Here is a 20,224-nt window from a genome sequence, read left to right as displayed (position 1 = left end):
GGGCGAAGGGTGTGTTACGCGAGGCGGCTGTCGGTGCCTCGGGGGCCGGCGTGGATGGACTCTGCGTTCAGGGTCGGCTGCCAGTCGAAGATGTAGCCATCCTCCATCGAGCCGATCACCACCTCCGCGCCCGCCTTCGCCCCCTTCTTCAACAGCTGGTCCTCGACACCCAACCGCTCCAACCGGTCCGCCAGATACCCCACGGCCTCGTCGTTCGTGAAGTCCGTCTGCCTGATCCACCGCTCCGGCTTCTCCCCGGTGACCTGGAACAGGTTGTCGTTGACCTTCCGTACGGAGAACCCCGTCTCCCCCAGCTGCTTCGGCCTGATGACCAGCCGCGTAGGCTCCTCCACCGGCTTCGCCGCGCGGGCAGCAGCCACCCACTCCCCCATCGCGAACGTGAACTCGCGCAACCCGTCATGCGTAGCCGCCGAGATCGTGAACACCTGCAGCCCCTTGGCCTCGAACTCGGCCGTGACCATCTCGGCCAGTTCCCGGGCGTCAGGCACGTCAGCCTTGTTCAGCACCACCATCCGCGGCCGGTCCCCGAGCTTGCCGTACGCGACCAGCTCCGCCTCGATCGCCTCGTAGTCGCTGAGAGGGTCCCGCCCAGGCTCCATCGTCGCGCAGTCGATCACGTGCACGAGCATGTCGCACCGCTCGACGTGCCGCAGGAACTCGTGCCCGAGCCCCTTCCCCTCGGACGCCCCCGGGATCAACCCGGGCACGTCAGCCACCGTGAAGATCGTCTCCCCGGCCGTGACCACACCGAGGTTGGGGATCAGCGTCGTGAACGGGTAGTCGGCGATCTTCGGACGCGCCGCCGACAGCGCCGCGATCAGCGACGACTTGCCCGCACTGGGGAACCCGACGAGCGCCACGTCCGCGACGCTCTTCATCTCCAGCATCACGTCGAGCGCGTCCCCGGGCTCGCCGAGCAGCGCGAAGCCGGGCGCCTTGCGCTTGGTGGAGGCGAGGGCCGCGTTTCCGAGCCCGCCGTGCCCGCCCTGCGCGATGACGTACCGGGTGCCCGCGCCGATGAGGTCGACCAGCACCTCGCCGGTGCTCGCGTCCTTGACCACGGTCCCGTTGGGTACGGGCAGGATGACGTCGCCGCCGTTGGCCCCGTCGCGGTTCGCGCCGGCGCCCTGCTTGCCCTTGTCCGCGTTGCGGTGCGGGCGGCGGTGGTAGTCGAGCAGCGTCGCGGTGTTGGGATCCACTTCGAGGATCACGTCGCCGCCCCGCCCGCCGTTCCCGCCGTCGGGTCCGCCGAGGGGCTTGAACTTCTCCCGGTGAATGGAGGCGCAGCCGTTCCCGCCATCACCGGCCTTGATGTGGAGGACCACCTGGTCCACAAAGTCCGGCATGCCGAAGTCTCCATCTCTTTACCAACAACGCCGCGATACCAGGCGAGGTAACGGCGGCCGACCAGCGCGGCCGAATGCCATGACAGACACGGCCCGACCACTTACGGCGAGTAGCCATTCCATGGCCCCGCCGTACCAAAACAAAAAAGCTCAAGGGGTGGATCGTAGAGATCCACCCCTTGAGTAACACCTAACGGTCGGAGATTACTCCGCGACCGGGACGATGCTCACGGCGCGACGGCCGCGCTTCACGCCGAACTGCACGTGACCGGCGGCCAGCGCGAACAGCGTGTCGTCGCCGCCGCGGCCGACGTTGTCGCCGGGGTGGAAGTGGGTGCCACGCTGGCGGACGATGATCTCGCCCGCGTTGACCAGCTGGCCGCCGAAGCGCTTAACGCCCAGGCGCTGGGAATTGGAGTCACGGCCGTTCCGGGTGGACGACGCGCCCTTCTTGTGTGCCATCTCTCAAAACTCCTGTGACTCAGGCCTGGTTGATGCCGGTGATCTTCACCTGGGTGTACCGCTGGCGGTGACCCTGGCGCTTCTTGTAACCGGTCTTGTTCTTGTACTTGAGGATGCGGATCTTGGGACCCTTGGTCTCACCGAGAATCTCGGCGCTGACCAGGAACTTGCCCGCCTCCGTGGTCACGTCGCCATCGTTGACGACGAGCACCGTCGGCAGCGAAACCGAAGAACCGACCTCGCCGGCGACCTTGTCCACCTCGAGGACGTCACCGACGGAGACCTTCTGCTGCCTGCCGCCGCAACGAACGATCGCGTACACCGCGGAACCCTTCTGCTGTCTGCTTGTGAGAGCCCCGAAAGGGGCCTCCCGAACGCTGCGCCTGCATCCGGATGCTGTCGGAAACCGACGAAACCGAGGGGCGCGCGAACAAGGCGCGCCACTAGACGCACCGGTTGACCAGGATACCGGCTAAAGGTGCCCTGGTCGAACCGGACGGATCGTCGGCCGTCCGCCTAGTCGGCGGACTTGGCTCGCCGGGAGCGTCGCCGCCCCCGGCCAGAAGTCGTGGTCGCCTGGTCGTCCTCCATTGGGACGTCATCAAGCGCACCGGTCACGGTATCACGCGCCGAGGAGTCGTTGGCCGCGGATACCTTGTCCGCCACCGTCTTCTCGACCGCCATCTTGCCCTGCGTGCCGCGCGGCTCGGGCTTGGCCTCGACCGGCTCGGTCGAAACGATGACCCCGCGGCCGTTGCAGCAGTCACAAGGCGTCGAGAAGGCCTCCAGAAGGCCCTGTCCGACCCGCTTACGCGTCATCTGCACCAGACCAAGGGAGGTGACCTCCGCGACCTGGTGCTTCGTCCTGTCGCGCGCCAGGCACTCCAGCAGCCTGCGCAGGACGAGGTCACGGTTCGACTCCAGCACCATGTCGATGAAGTCGATCACGATGATGCCGCCGATGTCGCGCAGCCTGAGCTGGCGGACGATCTCCTCGGCCGCCTCCAGGTTGTTGCGGGTGACCGTCTCCTCCAGGTTGCCGCCCTGGCCGGTGAACTTGCCGGTGTTGACGTCGACGACCGTCATGGCCTCGGTACGGTCGATCACCAGCGAGCCGCCGCTGGGCAGCCACACCTTGCGCTCCATCGCCTTGGACAGCTGCTCGTCGATGCGGTAGGAGGCGAAGACGTCGCCGTCCTCCTCCCACTTCGACAGGCGGTCGGCCAGGTGCGGCGCGACGTACTTGACGTACTCGTCGACCGTCTCCCAGGCGTCCTCGCCCTGCACGACCAGGCTCGTGAAGTCCTCGTTGAAGACGTCGCGGACCACGCGGACGGTCAGGTCGGGCTCGGCCGACAGCAGCTCGGGCGGGCTGGCGTTCTTGGCCTTCTTCTGGATGGCCTCCCACTGCGCCGACAGCCTGGCCACGTCGCGGCTGAGCTCCTCCTCCGAGGCGCCCTCAGCGGCCGTGCGCACGATCACACCGGCGTTCTCCGGCATGACCTTCTTCAGGATGCTCTTGAGCCGCGTGCGCTCCTTGTCGGGCAGCTTGCGGCTGATGCCGGTCATCGACCCGTCCGGGACGTACACGAGGTAACGGCCGGGCAGGGAGATCTGCGACGTCAGCCGCGCGCCCTTGTGCCCGATCGGGTCCTTGGTGACCTGCACGAGTACGGCCTGGCCGGACTTCAGCGCCACCTCGATCCGCCTGGGCTGACCCTCCAGCCCCGCGGTGTCGAAGTTCACCTCGCCGGCGTACAGGACGGCGTTGCGCCCCTTGCCGATGTCGACGAACGCCGCCTCCATCGACGGCAGCACGTTCTGCACCTTGCCCAGGTACACGTTGCCGACGTAGGACTGGCTGGCCTCGCGGTTGACGTAGTGCTCGACCAGCACGCCGTCCTCGAGGACGGCGATCTGGGTACGGTCACCGATCCTGCGCACGACCATCATGCGGTCGACGGACTCGCGCCTGGCGAGGAACTCCGACTCCGTGATGATCGGCGGGCGCCTGCGGCCCATCTCGCGCCCCTCGCGGCGGCGCTGCTTCTTGGCCTCCAGGCGGGTCGAGCCGCGCACGCTGGTGACGCCGTCCGCCGAGATGTCCATCGAGCTGGACCGGCCGGACCGCGGCGCGCGGATGCGCACGACGGTGTTCGGCGGGTCGTCGCTGGCGACCTCGGGGGCCTCCTCCGTGCCGCGCCTGCGACGGCGGCGGCGCCTGCGCGAGGAGGAGCCCTCCTCGTCGGACTGCGCGTCGTCGGCCGCCGCGTCCTGCGCGTCCTCGTCGTCCTGCTCCTCGGAGTCGGAGTCCGAGTCGTCGTCGCGCTCGCGGGACTTGCCGCGGCCGCGGCCGCCCCTGCGGCGGCGACGGCGGCGGCTGCCGCCCTCGTCCTCCTGGTCGTCGCCGTCCGCCTCGATCTCGTCGTCGCCGTCGTCCTCGTCGGTGTCCGCCTCGATCTCCTCGACGGGCTTGGCCACCTGCTTGGGCGGCGCGACGGGCTCGGGGCGGGCGGGCTGCGCCTGGCTCGGGTCCGGCGCCTGGAACAGCGGCGCGAAGATGGCCGCCGGGCGCTGGAACCTGGTGTCAGGCTGCTCGCTGCCCTGCGCGGAGAAGCCGAAGGGGTCGGCGAGCAGGCCGGGCTTGTCGTCCAGCTCGTCCTCGACGTCGTCGATGAGCAGCTCGGGCTCCTCCTCGACCAGAACGACCTCGACCGGCTCTTCGACCTTCTTGCGCGCGCGGGTCCGCTTGGGCTTCTCGACCGGCGGCTCGGGCTCGGCGCTGACGGTCTCCGGCACGCCCGTCTCCGGGCTCACCTCGACCACCTTGCGCGAACGCCGTGCGCGAGGAGGCGCCGCGACCTCGGCGGCCGGCTCCTCTGCTACGGGCTCTTCTTCCTTCTTCGTGGTACGGCGGCGCGTCGTCGTCGTGGTGGCGCGGCTCCTGGTGCGCTTGGGCGCGGCCTCCTCCACCACCTCGGACACGGCGGTCTCCACCGGGCTCGCCGTCACGACGGCAGGCTCGTCCGGCACCTCGGGCGGCGGTCCCGCCGGCCTGCTGGCACGGCGCTTGGTCACCTTGGGTGGTTCTTCAGTTGTGTCCCCGTTGCTGGGGTCGTTCTCGAGCATGCGGGCGCTCTCCCGTCAGCTCCCGGGCGCGTCGCCGCGCCGCGCAGGAGCTATCGTGTCTCGTTGTCCGCCCACGTCTCCGAAGAGGCGCGGGCGCCAAGTCCTGTCAACGGGACTGCCCCGGGAGGCAGCCCCTAGCCGATGACGTGCTCGCCGTCCGGTCCCGCTTCGCCGCCGCGCGTCATGTCGCGGTCCAGGTCGAACGGGTCGGAAGGCTCACCGGTGCGAACGTCCAGTGGCCCCTGCGCCAGCCTGGTCACCTCGGGGGGAACCGGCGGCGCGAAGTCGGCCACAAGGCGCAGCCCTGTGAGCACATCGTCGGGTCGAACGGCAGGAGTCATGTGCCGAACAACCATGCGCAGTATGACACACGACTGTCCTGGCACCTGAGCTGCGGTTCCGTCTGTCCCCTCGAGTCCTTCTGGCATCGCGAGCGTCAGCACGGCCTCCCGCGCGTCGAAACGCCGGGGACCCTTCTTCGTGAGACGTTCCACCTCGACGGTGCCGGCGGCGAGGAACTTCTCCACTGCCGCCCTGGCCAGGTCTCGGTCCGCACCGGGCAACCGCAGCTCCCAGGCCGAGCACTCCAGGCGCTCGGCGAACCCCCCGGCCCGCGCGTCGACGACATCGAGCACGTCGAGGTCAGGCGGCAGCGAGGCGTCCAGATCGGCACGCAGCCGGTCGGGGTCGCAGACGCTGGTGACACTGATCTCGAGGTATTCGGCCTCGCTGGCGACACCGGTGGGCGCCGCGGACCCCGCGTAGGAGATCTTCGGGTGGGGCGAGAAGCCCGCGCTGAACGCCACCGGAATGCCGGCACGGCGGACCGCTCTCTCGACGGCCCGCGAGATGTCGCGGTGGCTGGTGAAGCGCAGGCGGCCGCGCTTGGCGTAGCGCACGCGAAGGCGCTGCACGGTAAGCGCGGGCGGTGGCCCTTCGGGAACAGGCTTCAGAGCGATGTCTTCCTTCCCTTGTCAGAGTTTCTTCACTCAGGATAAGGCCGCCACCGACCCGTCAGCCTCCCAGGACCTTCAAGATCTTGTCAGACGACGGACAGCGGGAGCAGCTTTCTGCCCGTGGGGCCGATCTGGATCTCGGTGCCCATCGTCGGGCAGACGCCGCAGTCGTAGCACGGCGTCCACCGGCAGTCCTCGACCTCGACGTCGTGCACGGCGTCCTGCCAGTCCTGCCACAACCACGAACGGTCCAGCCCGGCGTCGAGGTGGTCCCAGGGCAGGACCTCGTTCTCCTCGCGCTCGCGGGTGGTGTACCAGTCGACGTCGATGCCGACCTTCTCGGCCTGCGAGAGCCACCTGGTGAACGAGAAGTGCTCGCTCCACCCGTCGAAACGCCCGCCGTCCTCCCAGACCGCCCTGATCACCGCGCCGACCCTGCGGTCGCCGCGCGAGAGCAGCCCTTCCACGATGGACGGCTTGCCGTCGTGGTAGCGGAACCCGATGGCCTTGCCGTACTGCTTGTCGCCGCGCAGCGAGTCGCGCAGCGCCTTGAGCCGCCGGTCCACGGTCTCGTCGTCGCACTGCGCCGCCCACTGGAACGGCGTGTGCGGCTTGGGGACGAACCCGCCGATCGACACCGTGCAGCGGATGTCGCGCGACCCGGTGGCCTCGCGGCCCGCCTTGATGACCTTCTTGGCCAGGTCGGCGATGCCCATCACGTCTTCGTCCTGCTCGGTGGGCAGGCCGCACATGAAGTAGAGCTTCACCTGGCGCCACCCCTGCGTGTAGGCGGTGGTGACGGTGCGGATGAGGTCTTCCTCGGTGACCATCTTGTTGATCACCTTGCGCATGCGCTCCGAGCCGCCCTCGGGGGCGAAGGTGAGCCCCGACCTGCGGCCGTTGCGCGAGAACTCGTTGGCCAGGTCGATGTTGAAGGCGTCGACGCGCGTGGACGGCAGCGACAGCGAGGTGTTGGTGCCCTCGTAGCGGTCGGCCAGGCCCTTGGCGACCTCACCGATCTCGGAGTGGTCGGCCGACGACAGCGACAGCAGGCCGACCTCGTTGAAGCCGGACTCGCGGATGCCGTTCTCGACCATCGCGCCGATCGTGGTGATGGACCGCTCGCGCACCGGCCGGGTGATCATGCCCGCCTGGCAGAACCGGCAGCCGCGGGTGCAACCGCGGAAGATCTCCACGGAGAACCGCTCGTGCACGGTCTCGGCCAGCGGGACCAGCGGCTTCTTCGGGTAGGGCCACTCGTCGAGGTCCATGACGGTGTGCTTGTGGACCCGCCACGGCACGCCGGGCCTGTTGGGCGCGACCCGCGCGATGCGCCCGTCCGGGTGGTAGGTCACATCGTAAAATTTCGGTACGTAGACTCCGCCGGACTCGGCCAGCCGCATGAGCAGCTCGTCGCGCCCGCCGGGCGATCCCTCGCCCTTCCACTCCCTGATCACCTCGGAGATCGCGATCGCGATCTGCTCGCCGTCCCCCAGGACGGCGGCGTCGAGGAAGTCGGCGATCGGCTCGGGGTTGAAGGCGGCGTGCCCGCCGGCCAGCACGATCGGGTCCTCGTCCGTGCGGTCGGCCGCGTTGAGCGGAATCCCGGCCAGGTCGAGCGCGGTCAGCATGTTGGTGTAGCCGAGCTCGGTCGAGAACGACAGGCCGAGCACGTCGAAGGCGCGCACGGGACGGTGACCGTCCACCGTGAACTGCGGCACCCCCTCGGCGCGCATGAGCGCCTCGAGGTCGGGCCACACCGAGTAGGTGCGCTCGGCCAGCGTGCCCGGCAGCTCGTTGAGGATCTCGTAGAGGATCGCGACACCCTGGTTGGGCAGGCCGACCTCGTAGGCGTCGGGGTACATCAGCGCCCAGCGCACGTCGGCGGAGTCCCACTCCTTCACCGTCGAGTTGAGCTCACCCCCGACGTACTGGATGGGCTTCTGCACCTTCGGCAGCAGCGCTTCCAGGCGTGGGAAAATCGACTCGACAGACATACACCAAGCCTAAGACCACTCAGACGGTGGCCGGGCCAGAGATGTCGATGTCACTGCCGGTCATCACCATCGAGACGTGTCCTTCGTAGCAGACCACCTCGACGGCGATCACCCCGTGCGCGAGGTTGTGTACGGCTTTGACGTGAGATACGGGCAGGAGGAACCTCTCCTCGCACTCGTCGCAGTAGGCCAGGAACATAGTTCTATTGTGCGCCCCGAACCCTGATCGACTGCAAGAGCCCGATGGCGATGAGGTTGGCGAACGTCGAGGTCCCGCCGTACGACACGAACGGCAACGGCAGCCCGGTGATCGGCATGATCCCCACGGTCATCCCGATGTTCACGAACGACTGGAACGCCAGCCAGCACACGATCGTCCCGGCCACCAGCGTGCCGAAACGGTCCTCGCACTGCCGGGCGATCTGCAGCCCGCGCAGCAGCACCACGCCGAGCAGGATCACCACCGTCACCGAACCGAGGAACCCGAACTCCTCGCCCGCGACGGTGAAGATGAAGTCGGTGTGCTGCTCGGGCACGAACCGGCCCATCGTCTGCCCGCCGTCCAGCAGCCCCTTGCCGAACAGCTGCCCGGAGCCGATCGCGATGAGCGCCTGCGTACTGTTGTAACCCACCCCGCGCGGGTCGACGCTCGGGTCGAGAAAGGCGGTGAAGCGGGCGATCTGGTACGGCTCGAGCAGATCGAGGAACCACACCGCGGCTGCCCCGGCCACGCCGATCATCACCAGCAGGAAGATCCACCGCTTGCGCACCCCGCCGATGATCAGCGCCCCAGCGGTGATCACCATGAGCACAAGCGTCGTGCCCAGGTCGGGCTGCAGCATCACCAGCCCCATGCTGACGGCCGCCGCGACCAGTCCCAGGAACACGTCGAGCCCGCGCGGCCGGTCGCTGCCCTCCATCGGCTGGGCCAGCAACATCGCCAGCATGAGCACCAGGCCGAGCTTGGCGAACTCCGACGGCTGGAACGCGAACCCGCCGCCCAGCATGATCCACGAGTGCGACCCGTTGACCGTCGTGCCGACCGGCGTCACCACCAGGCCGAGCCCGGCCAGCGTCGCCAGGTACACCACGGGCGCGTACGCGCGCAGCAGCCGGTGGTCGACCATCGCCACCGCGCCGCACAGCGTGGCGCCGATGGCGAGGTTCAGCATGTGCTTCTTGACCAGCCCGGTCGAGCCCGGCGCCCACGTGCGGGTGGACGACCACACGAGCAGCGTGCTGATCACGCACAGCCCGGTGACCGCGACCAGCAGCACCCCGTCGAGCCGCCACACGGCCGACTGCGCCCCGAGCGGCACGAACGACCTGCGCCGCGCCAGGAGCGTCCGATCCATCATGAGCCCTCCTTCGTCGGGCTCACGATGGAACCATGCTGTGTTTCCTTGGGTGCCTCGCTCCGCTCGGTCACCGCGCAACCGTCCCGTCCCGCTTGATCATCGGGAGCTTCTGCACCGGGCTGACCGGCTTGCTGCCCTTGATGCCGTAGATCCCCTCGTAGATCTCCCGTACGGCAGGCGCGGCCGTCTGGCCGCCCATCCCGCCCTGCGAGACCATCACGACCACCACGTAGCGCGGCTTCGACGTCGGGGCGAACGAGGCGAACCAGGAGGTGTCCTCCTTGCCCCACACCTCCGCCGTGCCCGTCTTGCCGCCGACCCTGACCTTGTCCATCGGGAACCCGCTGAACGCCCCGGCGGCCGTACCGTCCGAGGCCACCTCGCTCAGCGCGCCCTTGATGTAGGCGCGCTCCTTCGGCGACAGCGGCAGCTTGCCCTTGACCGGAACGTCGATCTTCTTCACGAGCTGACCGTCCGGCCGCACCCGCGCCCACGCGATCCGCGGGCTGCGCAGCTGGCCGTCCCCGACCAGCGCCGCGTACGCCGAGGCCAGCTGCAGCGGCGTGACCAGCACGTCGCCCTGGCCGATGGAGAAGTTGGCCGCGTCACCCGGGCGCAGCAGGTAGCCCTCGATGCAGTTCTCGTAGGCCAGCCGCTTGAGGAAGGCCGCCCTGCTCGCGCTCCTGACCTCCGGGTAGCCGGTGCGCGAGCGCTTGCAGTTCTCCGCGCTGGTCGTGGCCCACATGTCCTTCTTCCAGGTGCGGTCGGGGATGCGCCCTGCCGACTCGCCGGGCAGGTCGATCCCCGTCGGCCTGCCGAACCCGAACGACCTGGCCATGTTGGCGAACCGTTCCTTCGGCGCCTTCTTCGGCCGCAGGCCGCCGTCGCGCAGCCACTGCTCGTAGGAGGTCTTGTAGAAGATCGTGTCGCACGACTTCACCAGCGCGGTGTGCAGGGTGAGCGTGCCGAGCCCGATGCCGTGGAAGTTGTTGAACGGCCGGTCGCCGACCATGAAGGAGCCGGGGCAGCCGTAATGCCCGTTGAGCGGGTACCCGGCGCGCAACATCGCCGACACCGACGACACCTTGAACGTCGAACCCGGCGCGAACTCGCCCTTGGTCGCCCGCGACACCAGCGGCCTGCCCGCCTTGTCCGACAGCAGCCGCTGGTACTCCTTCTCCGAGATGCCGCCGGTCCAGATCGCCGGGTCGTACCCCGGCGCGCTGGCCAGCGCCACCACGCGCCCGGTCCTGACGTCCAGCACGACGCCCGCTGCGCCGTCCGCCCTGGGCGCCCGCTTCATCGCGCCGTTGACGGCCTTCTCCACGATGGCCTGCACGCGCGAGTCGATGCTGGTGATCAGCGTGTCGCCGGTGGTCGGCGCGACCTGCTGCTCGATGCCGATGACCTTGCCGAGCCTGTCGACCTGCACCCGGCGCAGGCCAGGCTCGCCGCGCAGCGCCTCGTCGTAGATCGATTCGAGCCCGTCGCGCCCTACGAGGTCGACGCCGGAGAACCCGGCCTTGAGCCCGTCGCGCTTCTCCAGCTCCTCCTGGGTGACCGGCTGCAGGTAGCCGAGCACCTGCGCGCCCGCCTTGCCCTGCGGGTACTCGCGCACCGCCTGGACCTCGGCCGTCACCCCGGGGAACTCCTCCTGGCGCTCCAGGATCTGCAGCGCCTCACGGGTGCTGACCTGCTCGTCGATCGGGATCGGCTGGTACGGCGAGCCGGGCCAGCACGGCCGCGTGACCCCTGCGGCGCAGGGCCTGATCCGCTTCTGCAGCTGCTTGACCGGCTTGTCCAGCACGGCTGCCAGCCTCTTGAGTACGGCCAGGCCGCCGTCGTCCATCCTGGTCAGCCGCGTCCTGTCCACCGAGACGACCAGAGCCGTCCTGTTGCGCACCAGCGGCCGCCCGGAGGCGTCCAGGATCTGCCCGCGCACGGCGGGCACCACGACGTCCCGCGTCCTGGTCTCCGCAGCGGCGTGCACGAACTCCGTGCCCCGCATCACCTGCACCTGCCACAGCCGTACGGCCAGCACCGCGAGCAGCGACAACACCACGACATGCAGCAAGATCAGCCGCGTCCTCATCCGGTTCATGAGGCATACCCCAACTGCCTGCCCCTGGTGGCCAGCCAGATCATCGGCGGCGCGATCAGCAGCGTGTAGATCGCGGTGATCGGCAGTTGCGCGGTCAGCGAGGCCACCGTGACCCTGGGGTCGCCGATCAGCCCGCTCACCGCGGCGGCCAGCAGCGGCGCCACCAGCACGCACACGATCACCGTGGTGACCACCCCGCCCACCCCGCGCCCCGCCAGGTACCCGACCACCGCCAGCACGAACGCGTACTGCCCGACGACGTGCGCGCTGGGCGGCATGACGTCCACGACGAGCCCGGCGCAGAACCCGATCACCGCGCCGGCGGCGGGCCCCCGGACGACCGCGGCCCCGATGACGGCGAGCAACACCAGGTCGGGCGCGCCGTCCGCGGGCAGGGAGAGCCGGTTGACGAGCGTGACCTGCAACAACAACGCGCAGACCACCACAACTGCCGCGATCACCGCGCCTCGCCGTTCTTGGGCAGGACGGCGTCGCGCGGATCGTGCTTGGGCGCCTGGACGACCACCCCGACCACATCCAGCGCGGTCATGTCCGCGTACGGCCTGGCATAGGCGATACGGGTGAGCTCACCCGGTGTGGCCTCGACCCGCTCGATGACCCCGATCGGCACCCCGGGCACGTACGGCGCGCCGCGCTGGGAACCGAAGCTCACGATGCGGTGCCCCGGCGTGATCGGCGCCGTGGAATCGAGCAGCCTGAACCGCACCAGCCTGCCGTTCTCGCCCACACCGTGGACGACGCCGATCTCGTTGCCGCCCTCCAGCCGGGCGCCGGCCGCCGAGGCCGGGTCGCTGAGCAGCACCACGGTCGAGGTGGAGGCCGCAGCCTCGACGACCCTGCCGACCAGCCCGTCGCCGTTGATCACGGTCATCTCCGGCCTGATGCCGTCGCCGGTGCCCGCGTCGATCTCGATCGCGTCCTCGAACCCCGGGTGCCCGCGCCTGGCCACGACGTTGGCCGTCACCACCTTGTACCCGCCGAGCCCGGCCAGGCCGAGCAGCCTCTTGAGCTCGGCGCTCCTCGCCTTGTCCAGGCGGCCGGCGGCCAGCTCGGTGCGCAGGCGGGCGTTCTCCGCCTGCAGTCGGTCGATCTGCTCCTTGGCGCTCGGGGCGGACACGACGGCGTCGAAGAAACCCGCCACGGGACGCGCGACGGCGGTTCCCGCCCGCTCCGCCGTACCGAAGAGCCAGGTCCCGGCTCCGCGCAGCGGGCCGAGCACGTCGCCGGTGCGGTGGTCGACGGTCAGGAGCACGAGCGCCGCTGTCAGCAGCAGTCCTAGGATCAGCCGGGCGCGGCGCGAATCTCTCATCAGTGCCGCGGCTCCGGAACGAGGACCTGCTGCAGCGCCTCGAACTCCTCCACACACCGCCCGGAGCCGAGCGCGACGGAGTCGAGGGCGTTCTCGACCAGGTGGACGGGCATGCCCGTCTCGTTCCTGAGCCGCTCGTCCATGCCCTTGAGCAGGGCGCCGCCGCCGGTGAGCGCGATGCCGCGGTCCATGAGGTCGCCGGACAGCTCGGGCGGGCACTTGTCGAGCGTGGTCTTGACCGCGTCGATGATCGCGTTGACCGGCTCCTCCGTGGCCTTCCTGATCTCCTCGGCGGACACCACGATCGTCTTCGGCAGCCCGCTCACGAGGTCGCGGCCACGGATCTCCGCGTGGCACTCGTCATCGGTGACGCACGCGGATCCGATCGCCATCTTGATCTCTTCGGCGGTGCGCTCTCCCAGCATCAGCGAGAACTCCTTCTTGGCGAAGGTGATCACCGCCTGATCGAGCTCGTCACCGCCGACCCTGATCGACTGGGACGTCACGACGCCGCCCATCGAGATGATCGCCACCTCGGTGGTGCCGCCGCCGATGTCGACGACCATGTTGCCGGTCGGCTCGTGCACCGGCAGCCCGGCCCCGATCGCCGCGGCCATGGGCTCTTCCACGATGTAGACCTTCCGAGCCCCGGCCTGGTACCCGGCCTCCTTCACCGCCCGCTGCTCCACCCCGGTGATCCCGCTGGGGACCGCGATGATGATGCGCGGCTTGGCCAGGTGGCGCCGCTTGTGCACCCTTTGAATGAAATATCGCAACATCCGCTCGGTCACGTCGAAGTCGGCGATCACGCCGTCCTTCAGCGGACGGACCGCCACGATGTTGCCGGGCGTACGGCCGATCATGCGCTTGGCCTCGATGCCCACCGCCACGATCTTGCCCGTGGCGGTGTTGATGGCCACGACGGACGGCTCGTTGAGCACGATGCCGCGGCCACGCACGTATACCAACGTGTTGGCGGTGCCGAGGTCGACCGCCATGTCACGGCCGAGAAAGGCGAGCTTGCTGCCCATGGGGAACGAGGCCTTCCGTAACGTCGTTCGCGAATGACTACGGATCGCATTCGAATCGTAACGTGACGTACCCACCAACGCGCACAATGAGCACTAGCGCCCCAGAAAAATCTTCCGCAACTCCCCACCCACCCCCCTCACCCCGGAAAGACGGGCGGGGGGAGGGGTGGACGTGCACATGCGACGTTAGAGGAGGTCTGGCAACGCGACCCCTGACAACCCCGCGCCCACCTTCTCAGAACCGCCGCATCAACGAGGCGACCTTCAACACCGCCCTACCCCGCAAACACCCTTGAACCACCCACCCGCCCAGCCATCCCCTCACTCACCCACGCAACTACACGCCACCCGCACACATCCACGCCCAGTCCACACGCCCACCCCAACACCACGCCCCACCCAGAGGCTCACATCCACCCGCAACACCACCCCACGCCCCGCCCAGACGCCCACGCCCTCTCCAGGCGCCGCGTCGGCGAGACGAGGTACGGCGAAGCCCGGCGCCCCGAGCGGCCCCCAGCTACTCCGCCCCCACAAGCCCCCGAAACAGCAAAACGCCGAACCCCGCCCCTCCCCCACAATGCGGGAAAGCAACAAAGCCCGGCGTCCTGAAAACCCCTCAGATGCCAACCAAAGGCACCCAAGCCCCAACCACCTAGAAGCGGTCCGGGAAGAAGATCTTGATCTCGCGAGCAGCCGACTCAGGCGAGTCGGACCCGTGCACCACGTTCTCGCCGATCTCCAGCGCGTGGTCCCCACGGATCGTCCCCGGCGCCGACTTCACCGGGTCAGTGAGCCCAGCCAGCGCACGGAACGCCTCAACCGCCCGCGGCCCCTCAAGCACCAGCGCGACCAGCGGCGCCGACGTGATGAACTCGACCAGCTCCCCGAAGAACGGCCGCTCGGAGTGCTCGGCGTAGTGGGCCTTGGCGGTGTCGGCGTCGAGGGTGCGCAGGTCCATCGCGACGACCTTGAGGCCCTTGCGCTCCACACGGGCGATCACGTCACCGATGAGGCCGCGCTTCACCCCGTCGGGCTTGATCAGGACAAGAGTGCGCTCGGACACGTGAAGTTCTCCTTTGAACAGTCTGGGTCGCGGCGACGAACGCCGTGGGCGGCAGGATAGCTCCACTGGCCGCGTGCCCCGGTGGACGCGCCCCAGCTTACCGCCCCCACCGCCCTTCTCCCGTTTTCCCGACCATCCACCCCACCCGCAAGACCCCGCAGCAACCCAACACCGCAAGCCCAGCCACGCACAACCCGGCCACCACAACCCAGCCACGCGTAGCCCGGCCACACGCGCCCCAGCCACACGCAACCCAACCACCACAACCCGGCCACACGCGACCCAGCCACGCACAGCCCGGCTACCCGCAGCCCAACCGCGAACAAACCCAGGCACCCGCCGCCCAGCCACGCAGCCCGACCGCGCTCAACCCCAACGGCGCCAAGCCATAGTGACCCGCGCACCCCTCCCAGGCGCCGCGTCGGCGAGACGGCGTACGGCGGAGCCCGGCGCCCCTGAACGGCCGCCAGCCATCCACCTCACACCACCCGGCCACGCAGCCCGACCGCGCACAACCCGACCGCGCTCAACCCCAACGGCGCCAAGCCACAGTGACCCGCGCACCCCTCCCAGGCGCCGCGTCGGCGAGACGACGTACGGCGGAGCCCGGCGCCCCTGAACGGCCACCAGCCATCCACCTCGCACCGCCCAGCCGTACGCCCGGGCACACCGCCGAGGAACCGCTCCTGGGCTCGATGACACATGCGCCCTGTGCCTGGGTCAGCCAGGCACAGGGGTGAAGCCGCCAAGCCATCACAAGAGGCAATTCAGCGGTGAGCCACCCAACAGCCATCAGGGCCCCAGCGAGAGGGGCCCTGATGTGAGATGTGCTCTACGGCCCGACAGTGTCTTCTGGTGACTGGGCAGGTGGCGGCACCACGGGGATCGGCCCTGTGGCCTCGGCTCTGGCTTCCGCCGTGTCCGCGCTCACCCCATTGAGGGGGATGCCCACGTCGATCCGTGGCACCTCCCCCGTCGGCCGGTCCTCCTCCTCAAGCGCCTCTAGGACCTCGGCCGGAACACCATCATCGGCCACGCTGGAGGACTCACCTTCCGAGGAGCCGCCTTCCACTCCCGCGTGAGTGCCCTCCTCAGGGCCCTGGGCACCGCTTCCAGGCTCCTCAGCCACATCACCGTGAGCCGTAACTCCCTGGGCATCGTCGCCGTCGGCAGCATGCTCCTGAGCCGTCCCACTCTGAGCAGCCTCATCCCGAGGGGCGGCGTCGTCTCGCACCGCATCACCTGCAGCGGCGACGACATCGCCTTCAGCGATCTCGACGTCGGTGACGTTGCTCTGAGCAACCGTGGTGGCGTCGCCTTGCGCAGTCTCGCGGCGTGCGACGTCGTCTTCACGGGCCTCGGTGTGGGTGGCGTCTCTCCGAATCTCTGCGTGGGTGGCGTCTACACGGGTCTCTGCGTGGGTGGCGTCCACACGGGTCTCTGCGTGGGTGGTGTTGCTCTCAGCAGCGCGAGCGCTACCTTCCTCGGCGGGCGCGTCAACTCCTGCCGATGCGCTCACCGGCTCGTCATCGTCGCCGCTAGATGAAGCGGTGGCGGCACCTGAAGCGTCCCCATGCGCCGCCTCAGCGCCAAGAACCGCAGCCCCAAAAGCACCCGCAGCCCGGGAGTCCGTGGACCCGGAAGCCTTCAACTCAGGGATCTCAGCCCCGGAGCTCGCAAGCCCCGAAGCACCTGCCCCCGAAGCAACCGGCTCTGAAACGACTACCCCTGAAGCAACCGGCCCAGAGGCAACCGCCCCTGAAGCGACCGCCTCCGAGCCGACCCGCTCCGAAGCGACCGCCTCCGAACCGACCCGCTCCGAAGCGACCGGCTCCGAGCTCTCAGCCCCCGAAGCCAGCGACCCAGAAGCGACGGCTCCCGAAGCAGCCGATTCCGAAGTCATCGATCCCGACGACGCAACAAGGCTCGACGTCGCCGGCTCCGCGGCCGTCTCGACACCCTCAGCGGCCACCGGCGCAGCAGACACCTCCACCGCGGTCTCGGTCACGGCGCCAGCCGTACTCACCCGACGCCTCCCCAGCAACCCCGAGAGGACGATCACCGCCACCACCAGGAACCCACCGATAAGCGCCCAAAGGTGCAAAGCCGCGACGAACCCGTCCACGACTTCCTGCGCCGACGTCACGTCGTGCAGCTTCAGCACCTGCAGCCCGGTCCCCAGCAGGTACCCGGACAGAACCCCAGGGAAGCACAACGACACCGCGAACAGCGCCGCCCCCGCCCCCGTCTGGCGCAGCGCCGCGGTCAGCGCCATCGACGCACCCACGGACAGCAGCGCCAGCGGGATCACCAGCACCAGCCCATTGGCGGCAGGCACCAGCACCCGCACCGTGCACAGCCCGAGCACGATCAGGAACAGCCCGGCGGGCGTCAGCCACTTCGCCGACCCGCCCCATCGGACCACGCCGACCGCCGCGCCGACCCCGGCGAGCGCCGCGAGCACGAACGGCTGCCACAAGCCCTTGAGCCCCGGCCCGCCGAGCCCGCCCATTTCGATGTACGTCAGCTGCGCCACGCTCGGCAGCAGCACGATGCCCACCGCCACCGTGGCGTACGCCAGCGACCGCCCCGCAGGCCCCTCGAACGTGCCGATCGACGCCAGCGCCAGCAGCGCGGCGACGGACAGCAGCGCGACCAGGACGACCAGGCCGGGCGGCCACGAGTCGCTGGCGCTGGTGATCGCGAGTACGGCGATGGCGGCCGCGGGCACCGCGGCGAGCAGCAGCCTGCTGCGCTCCGCCGCGCGCGGCGCCGAGGCGGGGTTCTCCCCGCGCACCAGCCAGACGACCAGGTAGAGGGCCGCGAGGGCCAGCCCGATGCCGCTCAGCATCGGGAACGGCTGCAGCGTGATCTTCCAGTTCTCCGCCCCGTCGAGCGGCCACAGCGCCAGCGCCTGCGCGGACAGGAGGCTGACCGCCAGCATCGACGCCCACACGGCGCGCAGCACCGGGGGACGGTTCCAGGCGGCCACCATCGTGGCGGGGATCACGATGCCCGCGCCCACGCCGTGGAGCACGCGCAGCACGGCGACGAAGAACGTGGATCCGGCGAAACCCCCCGCCGCGTCGGCGAGCGCCAGCAGGGTGAGGCCGCCGACCAGGATGTGCGCCACGTTCATGCGGCGCAGCGCCACGGCAGCCAGCGGCACGGTCAGCATCATCGCAGGCAGCGCGAGCCCGTGGGCGCGCATGAGCCCGATCCTGTCGATGCCGGCGGGCAGCAGGTCGGCGACGACGGAGACGGTATTGGGGATCGCGACGATCGCGAGCGGCAGGGCTGCCACGATGAGCAACCCGAGCAGAACGTCGAGCAGCCACGGGAACCTGACGGCTCGCGTCGGCCCAGCGGCAGCCGCCTTCTGGGACCGCTCAATTGGGGGGACGGCCATGTGAGCCGACTTTAGCGGGAAGTCACGCCCTCGACACGGCGAGCGACGAATATCGCGGTGATCCATAGTGCCGCGAAGATCGCCCCGAGGAAGAACATCGTGGGCACGACGAACCCGGTGCAGATCGCCGCGACCTGCAGGACGCTACCCGCGACGTACGCGAAAGGCCGCTTGAGCAGCCCCGCGACAATCACGCAGAGTACGGCGAGGCCGAGGCCGACGGTGATCGCCAGCCACGGCTCCACCCCGCCCACACTGATCGCCACCGGCGTAACGAGCCCGGCGACGACCGCCTCCGTGCCCAGCACTCCGGCGCACAGCCGGCGCATGCCGGGCGTGACGACAAAGTTCACTGTCCATCAGCTTTCAGCAGGTGACGGGCGTCTCCGGCCGTCACAACGGAACCGGTGATCAGCACGCCCGTGCCGCTGAACTCACCCTGGGAGTCGGCCAGGCCGATGGCCCTGTCGATGGCGTCGTCGAGCCGCTCCACCAGGTGGACGCGGTCCTCACCGAAGAAACCCTCGGCGAGTACGGCCAGCTCCTGCGCGGGCATCGCCCTGGGCGAGGAGTTGGTGGTGACGACGATCTCCTCCAGGACGGGTTCGAGCAGCTCGAGCAGCCCCTCGATGTCCTTGTCGCGCATGACGGAGACGACGCCGATGACCTTGGCGAAGTCGAACGCCTCGTGCACGCCCTCGATGGTCGCCCGCATTCCACCCGGATTGTGCGCTGCGTCGATCACCACGGTCGGGCTCCGCCGTACCACCTCGAGCCTGCCGGGAGAGGAGGCCTGCGTGAACGCCTGCCGGACGAGCTCGACGTCGAGCGGGTCGTCGCCGCCGGTCAGCGCCTCGGTCGCGGCCAGCGCGCATACGGCGTTGCTCGCCTGGTGCGCGCCGTACAGCGGCAGGTAGACCTCGTCGTACACGCCCTTGAGTCCCTTGAGCGTCAGCAGCTGCCCGCCGAGCGCGATCTCGCGGGCGAGCACGCCGAACTCCAGCCCCTCGCGCGCCACGACGGAGCCGACCTCGGCCGCCTTGCGCATGAGCACCTCGGCCGCCTCCAGCTCCTGCTGGGCGAGGATCGTGGTGCCACCGGCCTTGATGATTCCGGCCTTCTCGCCCGCGATGGACGGGATGTCCGGGCCGAGCCGGTCGGTGTGGTCGAGCGAGATGGGCGTGATCACCGACACGGCGCCGTCGACGACGTTGGTCGCGTCCCAGCTCCCGCCCATGCCGGTCTCGATGACGGCGACATCCACCGGCGTGTCGGCGAACGCGGCGAACGCCATGGCGGTGAGCAGCTCGAAGAACTGGATGCGCCGCCCCTGCTTGTCCGCCAGGTCGACGAACGGGATGATCTCCTCGTAGACCTCGACGAACCGCTCCTCGCTCAGCGGCTCCCCATCGACGCAGATGCGCTCGCGCATCGACTCCAGGTGCGGGCTGGTGAACCGGCCCACCCGGAGGTTGCGCTCGCGCAGCAGCGCTTCCGTGAGCCGCGCGGTGCTCGTCTTGCCGTTGGTGCCGGCGATGTGCACCACGGGGTATGCCGTCTGCGGCGAGCCCAGAAGGTCCATGAGCGCCGCGATCCGGTCGAGGGTCGGCTCGAAGTCCCACTCGACGCCGCGGTCCAGGATGGCGCGTTCCACTTCCCGATAGTCCACCCCACAACCCTAGCCCTCATCGGACGTGGTCCTTTCTGGGGTACGGCTCGTCCCTTTTGGGGGTACGGCTCTCGCCGGGGGACGCCCAGTCGCCGTAGACAGCTGAGCGCCTCCAGGGACACGGCAGGGTGGCCGGACAAGCTGGCCACCGCAACGACCGCACGGAATCCGTTCGGGTGATAAACGCAAAAAGGGCTGCCCCGACCGGGGCAGCCCAAAGAAACACGTCAGGGCCCCACCCCGGAAGGGGGAAGCCCTGACGTTGAAAGATTGCGCGGCGGCGACCTACTCTCCCACACCCTCCCGAGTGCAGTACCATCGGCGCTGGAAAGCTTAACTTCCGGGTTCG

The 20,224-nt window shown here is 69.4% G+C and carries 16 protein-coding genes and 1 rRNA gene; all 17 read right to left on the bottom strand.

Going from position 1 to position 20,224, the window contains the following annotated elements:
• Positions 1–14 precede the first annotated feature (14 nt).
• Positions 15–1,367 (bottom strand): GTPase ObgE, encoded by a 1,353-nt coding sequence (gene obgE, locus ACIBG8_RS29275; protein WP_397346226.1) that lies wholly within the window; start codon positions 1,365–1,367, stop codon positions 15–17.
• Positions 1,368–1,571: 204 nt separating this feature from the next.
• Complete coding sequence (gene rpmA / locus ACIBG8_RS29270) at positions 1,572–1,829, bottom strand: 50S ribosomal protein L27 (RefSeq protein ID WP_397346225.1); 258 nt, start codon at positions 1,827–1,829, stop codon at positions 1,572–1,574.
• 19 nt (positions 1,830–1,848) lie between these two features.
• Positions 1,849–2,151 (bottom strand): 50S ribosomal protein L21, encoded by a 303-nt coding sequence (gene rplU, locus ACIBG8_RS29265; RefSeq protein ID WP_183647442.1) that lies wholly within the window; start codon positions 2,149–2,151, stop codon positions 1,849–1,851.
• 194 nt (positions 2,152–2,345) lie between these two features.
• On the bottom strand, positions 2,346–4,958 hold the full coding sequence (locus ACIBG8_RS29260) for a ribonuclease E/G (protein WP_397346224.1): 2,613 nt from the start codon (positions 4,956–4,958) through the stop codon (positions 2,346–2,348).
• A 134-nt stretch (positions 4,959–5,092) separates the two neighbouring features.
• Positions 5,093–5,857: a TIGR03936 family radical SAM-associated protein gene (locus tag ACIBG8_RS29255; protein ID WP_397346223.1), complete on the bottom strand. Its 765-nt coding sequence runs from the start codon at positions 5,855–5,857 to the stop codon at positions 5,093–5,095.
• A 143-nt stretch (positions 5,858–6,000) separates the two neighbouring features.
• A complete protein-coding gene (locus ACIBG8_RS29250) occupies positions 6,001–7,911 on the bottom strand; it encodes a TIGR03960 family B12-binding radical SAM protein (RefSeq protein ID WP_397346222.1) in 1,911 nt (636 codons plus the stop codon).
• A gap of 19 nt (positions 7,912–7,930) precedes the next feature.
• Complete coding sequence (locus ACIBG8_RS29245; protein WP_397346221.1) at positions 7,931–8,110, bottom strand: hypothetical protein; 180 nt, start codon at positions 8,108–8,110, stop codon at positions 7,931–7,933.
• 4 nt (positions 8,111–8,114) lie between these two features.
• Positions 8,115–9,269, bottom strand: coding sequence for a rod shape-determining protein RodA (gene rodA / locus ACIBG8_RS29240; protein WP_397346220.1), 1,155 nt, complete (start codon positions 9,267–9,269; stop codon positions 8,115–8,117).
• A gap of 67 nt (positions 9,270–9,336) precedes the next feature.
• The gene (mrdA, locus tag ACIBG8_RS29235) at positions 9,337–11,370 is read right to left on the bottom strand and encodes a penicillin-binding protein 2 (protein WP_397346219.1); all 2,034 of its coding nucleotides are present in this window, start codon (positions 11,368–11,370) and stop codon (positions 9,337–9,339) included.
• Positions 11,367–11,831, bottom strand: a complete 465-nt coding sequence (gene mreD / locus ACIBG8_RS29230) for a rod shape-determining protein MreD (protein ID WP_397346218.1) — start codon at positions 11,829–11,831, stop codon at positions 11,367–11,369. The genes mrdA and mreD overlap by 4 nt, the downstream gene beginning before the upstream one ends.
• A complete protein-coding gene (gene mreC, locus ACIBG8_RS29225) occupies positions 11,828–12,700 on the bottom strand; it encodes a rod shape-determining protein MreC (RefSeq protein WP_397346217.1) in 873 nt (290 codons plus the stop codon). The genes mreD and mreC overlap by 4 nt, the downstream gene beginning before the upstream one ends.
• Positions 12,700–13,731 (bottom strand): rod shape-determining protein, encoded by a 1,032-nt coding sequence (locus ACIBG8_RS29220; protein ID WP_397346216.1) that lies wholly within the window; start codon positions 13,729–13,731, stop codon positions 12,700–12,702. The genes mreC and ACIBG8_RS29220 overlap by 1 nt, the downstream gene beginning before the upstream one ends.
• 655 nt (positions 13,732–14,386) lie before the next feature.
• Positions 14,387–14,797, bottom strand: coding sequence for a nucleoside-diphosphate kinase (ndk, locus tag ACIBG8_RS29215; RefSeq protein ID WP_397346215.1), 411 nt, complete (start codon positions 14,795–14,797; stop codon positions 14,387–14,389).
• Positions 14,798–15,629: 832 nt separating this feature from the next.
• Entirely contained in the window at positions 15,630–18,206 is a 2,577-nt protein-coding gene (locus ACIBG8_RS29210) for a hypothetical protein (RefSeq protein ID WP_397346214.1), read from the bottom strand.
• 11 nt (positions 18,207–18,217) lie between these two features.
• Positions 18,218–18,559, bottom strand: coding sequence for a DUF4233 domain-containing protein (locus tag ACIBG8_RS29205; RefSeq protein WP_397346213.1), 342 nt, complete (start codon positions 18,557–18,559; stop codon positions 18,218–18,220).
• Positions 18,556–19,875, bottom strand: coding sequence for a bifunctional folylpolyglutamate synthase/dihydrofolate synthase (locus ACIBG8_RS29200; protein ID WP_397346212.1), 1,320 nt, complete (start codon positions 19,873–19,875; stop codon positions 18,556–18,558). Before ACIBG8_RS29200 ends, ACIBG8_RS29205 begins: the two co-directional genes overlap by 4 nt.
• A gap of 272 nt (positions 19,876–20,147) precedes the next feature.
• Positions 20,148–20,224: ribosomal RNA gene (gene rrf / locus ACIBG8_RS29195) — 5S ribosomal RNA — on the bottom strand; the annotation flags it as partial.

The sequence above is a fragment of the Nonomuraea sp. NPDC050556 genome (assembly GCF_044457355.1).
Taxonomy (GTDB): Bacteria; Actinomycetota; Actinomycetes; order Streptosporangiales; family Streptosporangiaceae; genus Nonomuraea.
This window is presented reverse-complemented; position numbering and strand designations above follow the sequence as displayed.

What these genes read in the sequence shown, in the direction of transcription:
- obgE (WP_397346226.1), bottom strand. Translation starts at nt 1,367, where the DNA reads ATGCCGGACTTTGTGGACCAGGTGGTCCTCCACATCAAGGCCGGTGAT.
- rpmA (WP_397346225.1), bottom strand. Translation starts at nt 1,829, where the DNA reads ATGGCACACAAGAAGGGCGCGTCGTCCACCCGGAACGGCCGTGACTCC.
- ACIBG8_RS29260 (WP_397346224.1), bottom strand. Translation starts at nt 4,958, where the DNA reads ATGCTCGAGAACGACCCCAGCAACGGGGACACAACTGAAGAACCACCC.
- ACIBG8_RS29250 (WP_397346222.1), bottom strand. Translation starts at nt 7,911, where the DNA reads ATGTCTGTCGAGTCGATTTTCCCACGCCTGGAAGCGCTGCTGCCGAAG.
- ACIBG8_RS29245 (WP_397346221.1), bottom strand. Translation starts at nt 8,110, where the DNA reads ATGTTCCTGGCCTACTGCGACGAGTGCGAGGAGAGGTTCCTCCTGCCC.
- rodA (WP_397346220.1), bottom strand. Translation starts at nt 9,269, where the DNA reads ATGATGGATCGGACGCTCCTGGCGCGGCGCAGGTCGTTCGTGCCGCTC.
- mrdA (WP_397346219.1), bottom strand. Translation starts at nt 11,370, where the DNA reads ATGAACCGGATGAGGACGCGGCTGATCTTGCTGCATGTCGTGGTGTTG.
- mreC (WP_397346217.1), bottom strand. Translation starts at nt 12,700, where the DNA reads ATGAGAGATTCGCGCCGCGCCCGGCTGATCCTAGGACTGCTGCTGACA.
- ACIBG8_RS29220 (WP_397346216.1), bottom strand. Translation starts at nt 13,731, where the DNA reads ATGGGCAGCAAGCTCGCCTTTCTCGGCCGTGACATGGCGGTCGACCTC.
- ACIBG8_RS29210 (WP_397346214.1), bottom strand. Translation starts at nt 18,206, where the DNA reads ATGGCCGTCCCCCCAATTGAGCGGTCCCAGAAGGCGGCTGCCGCTGGG.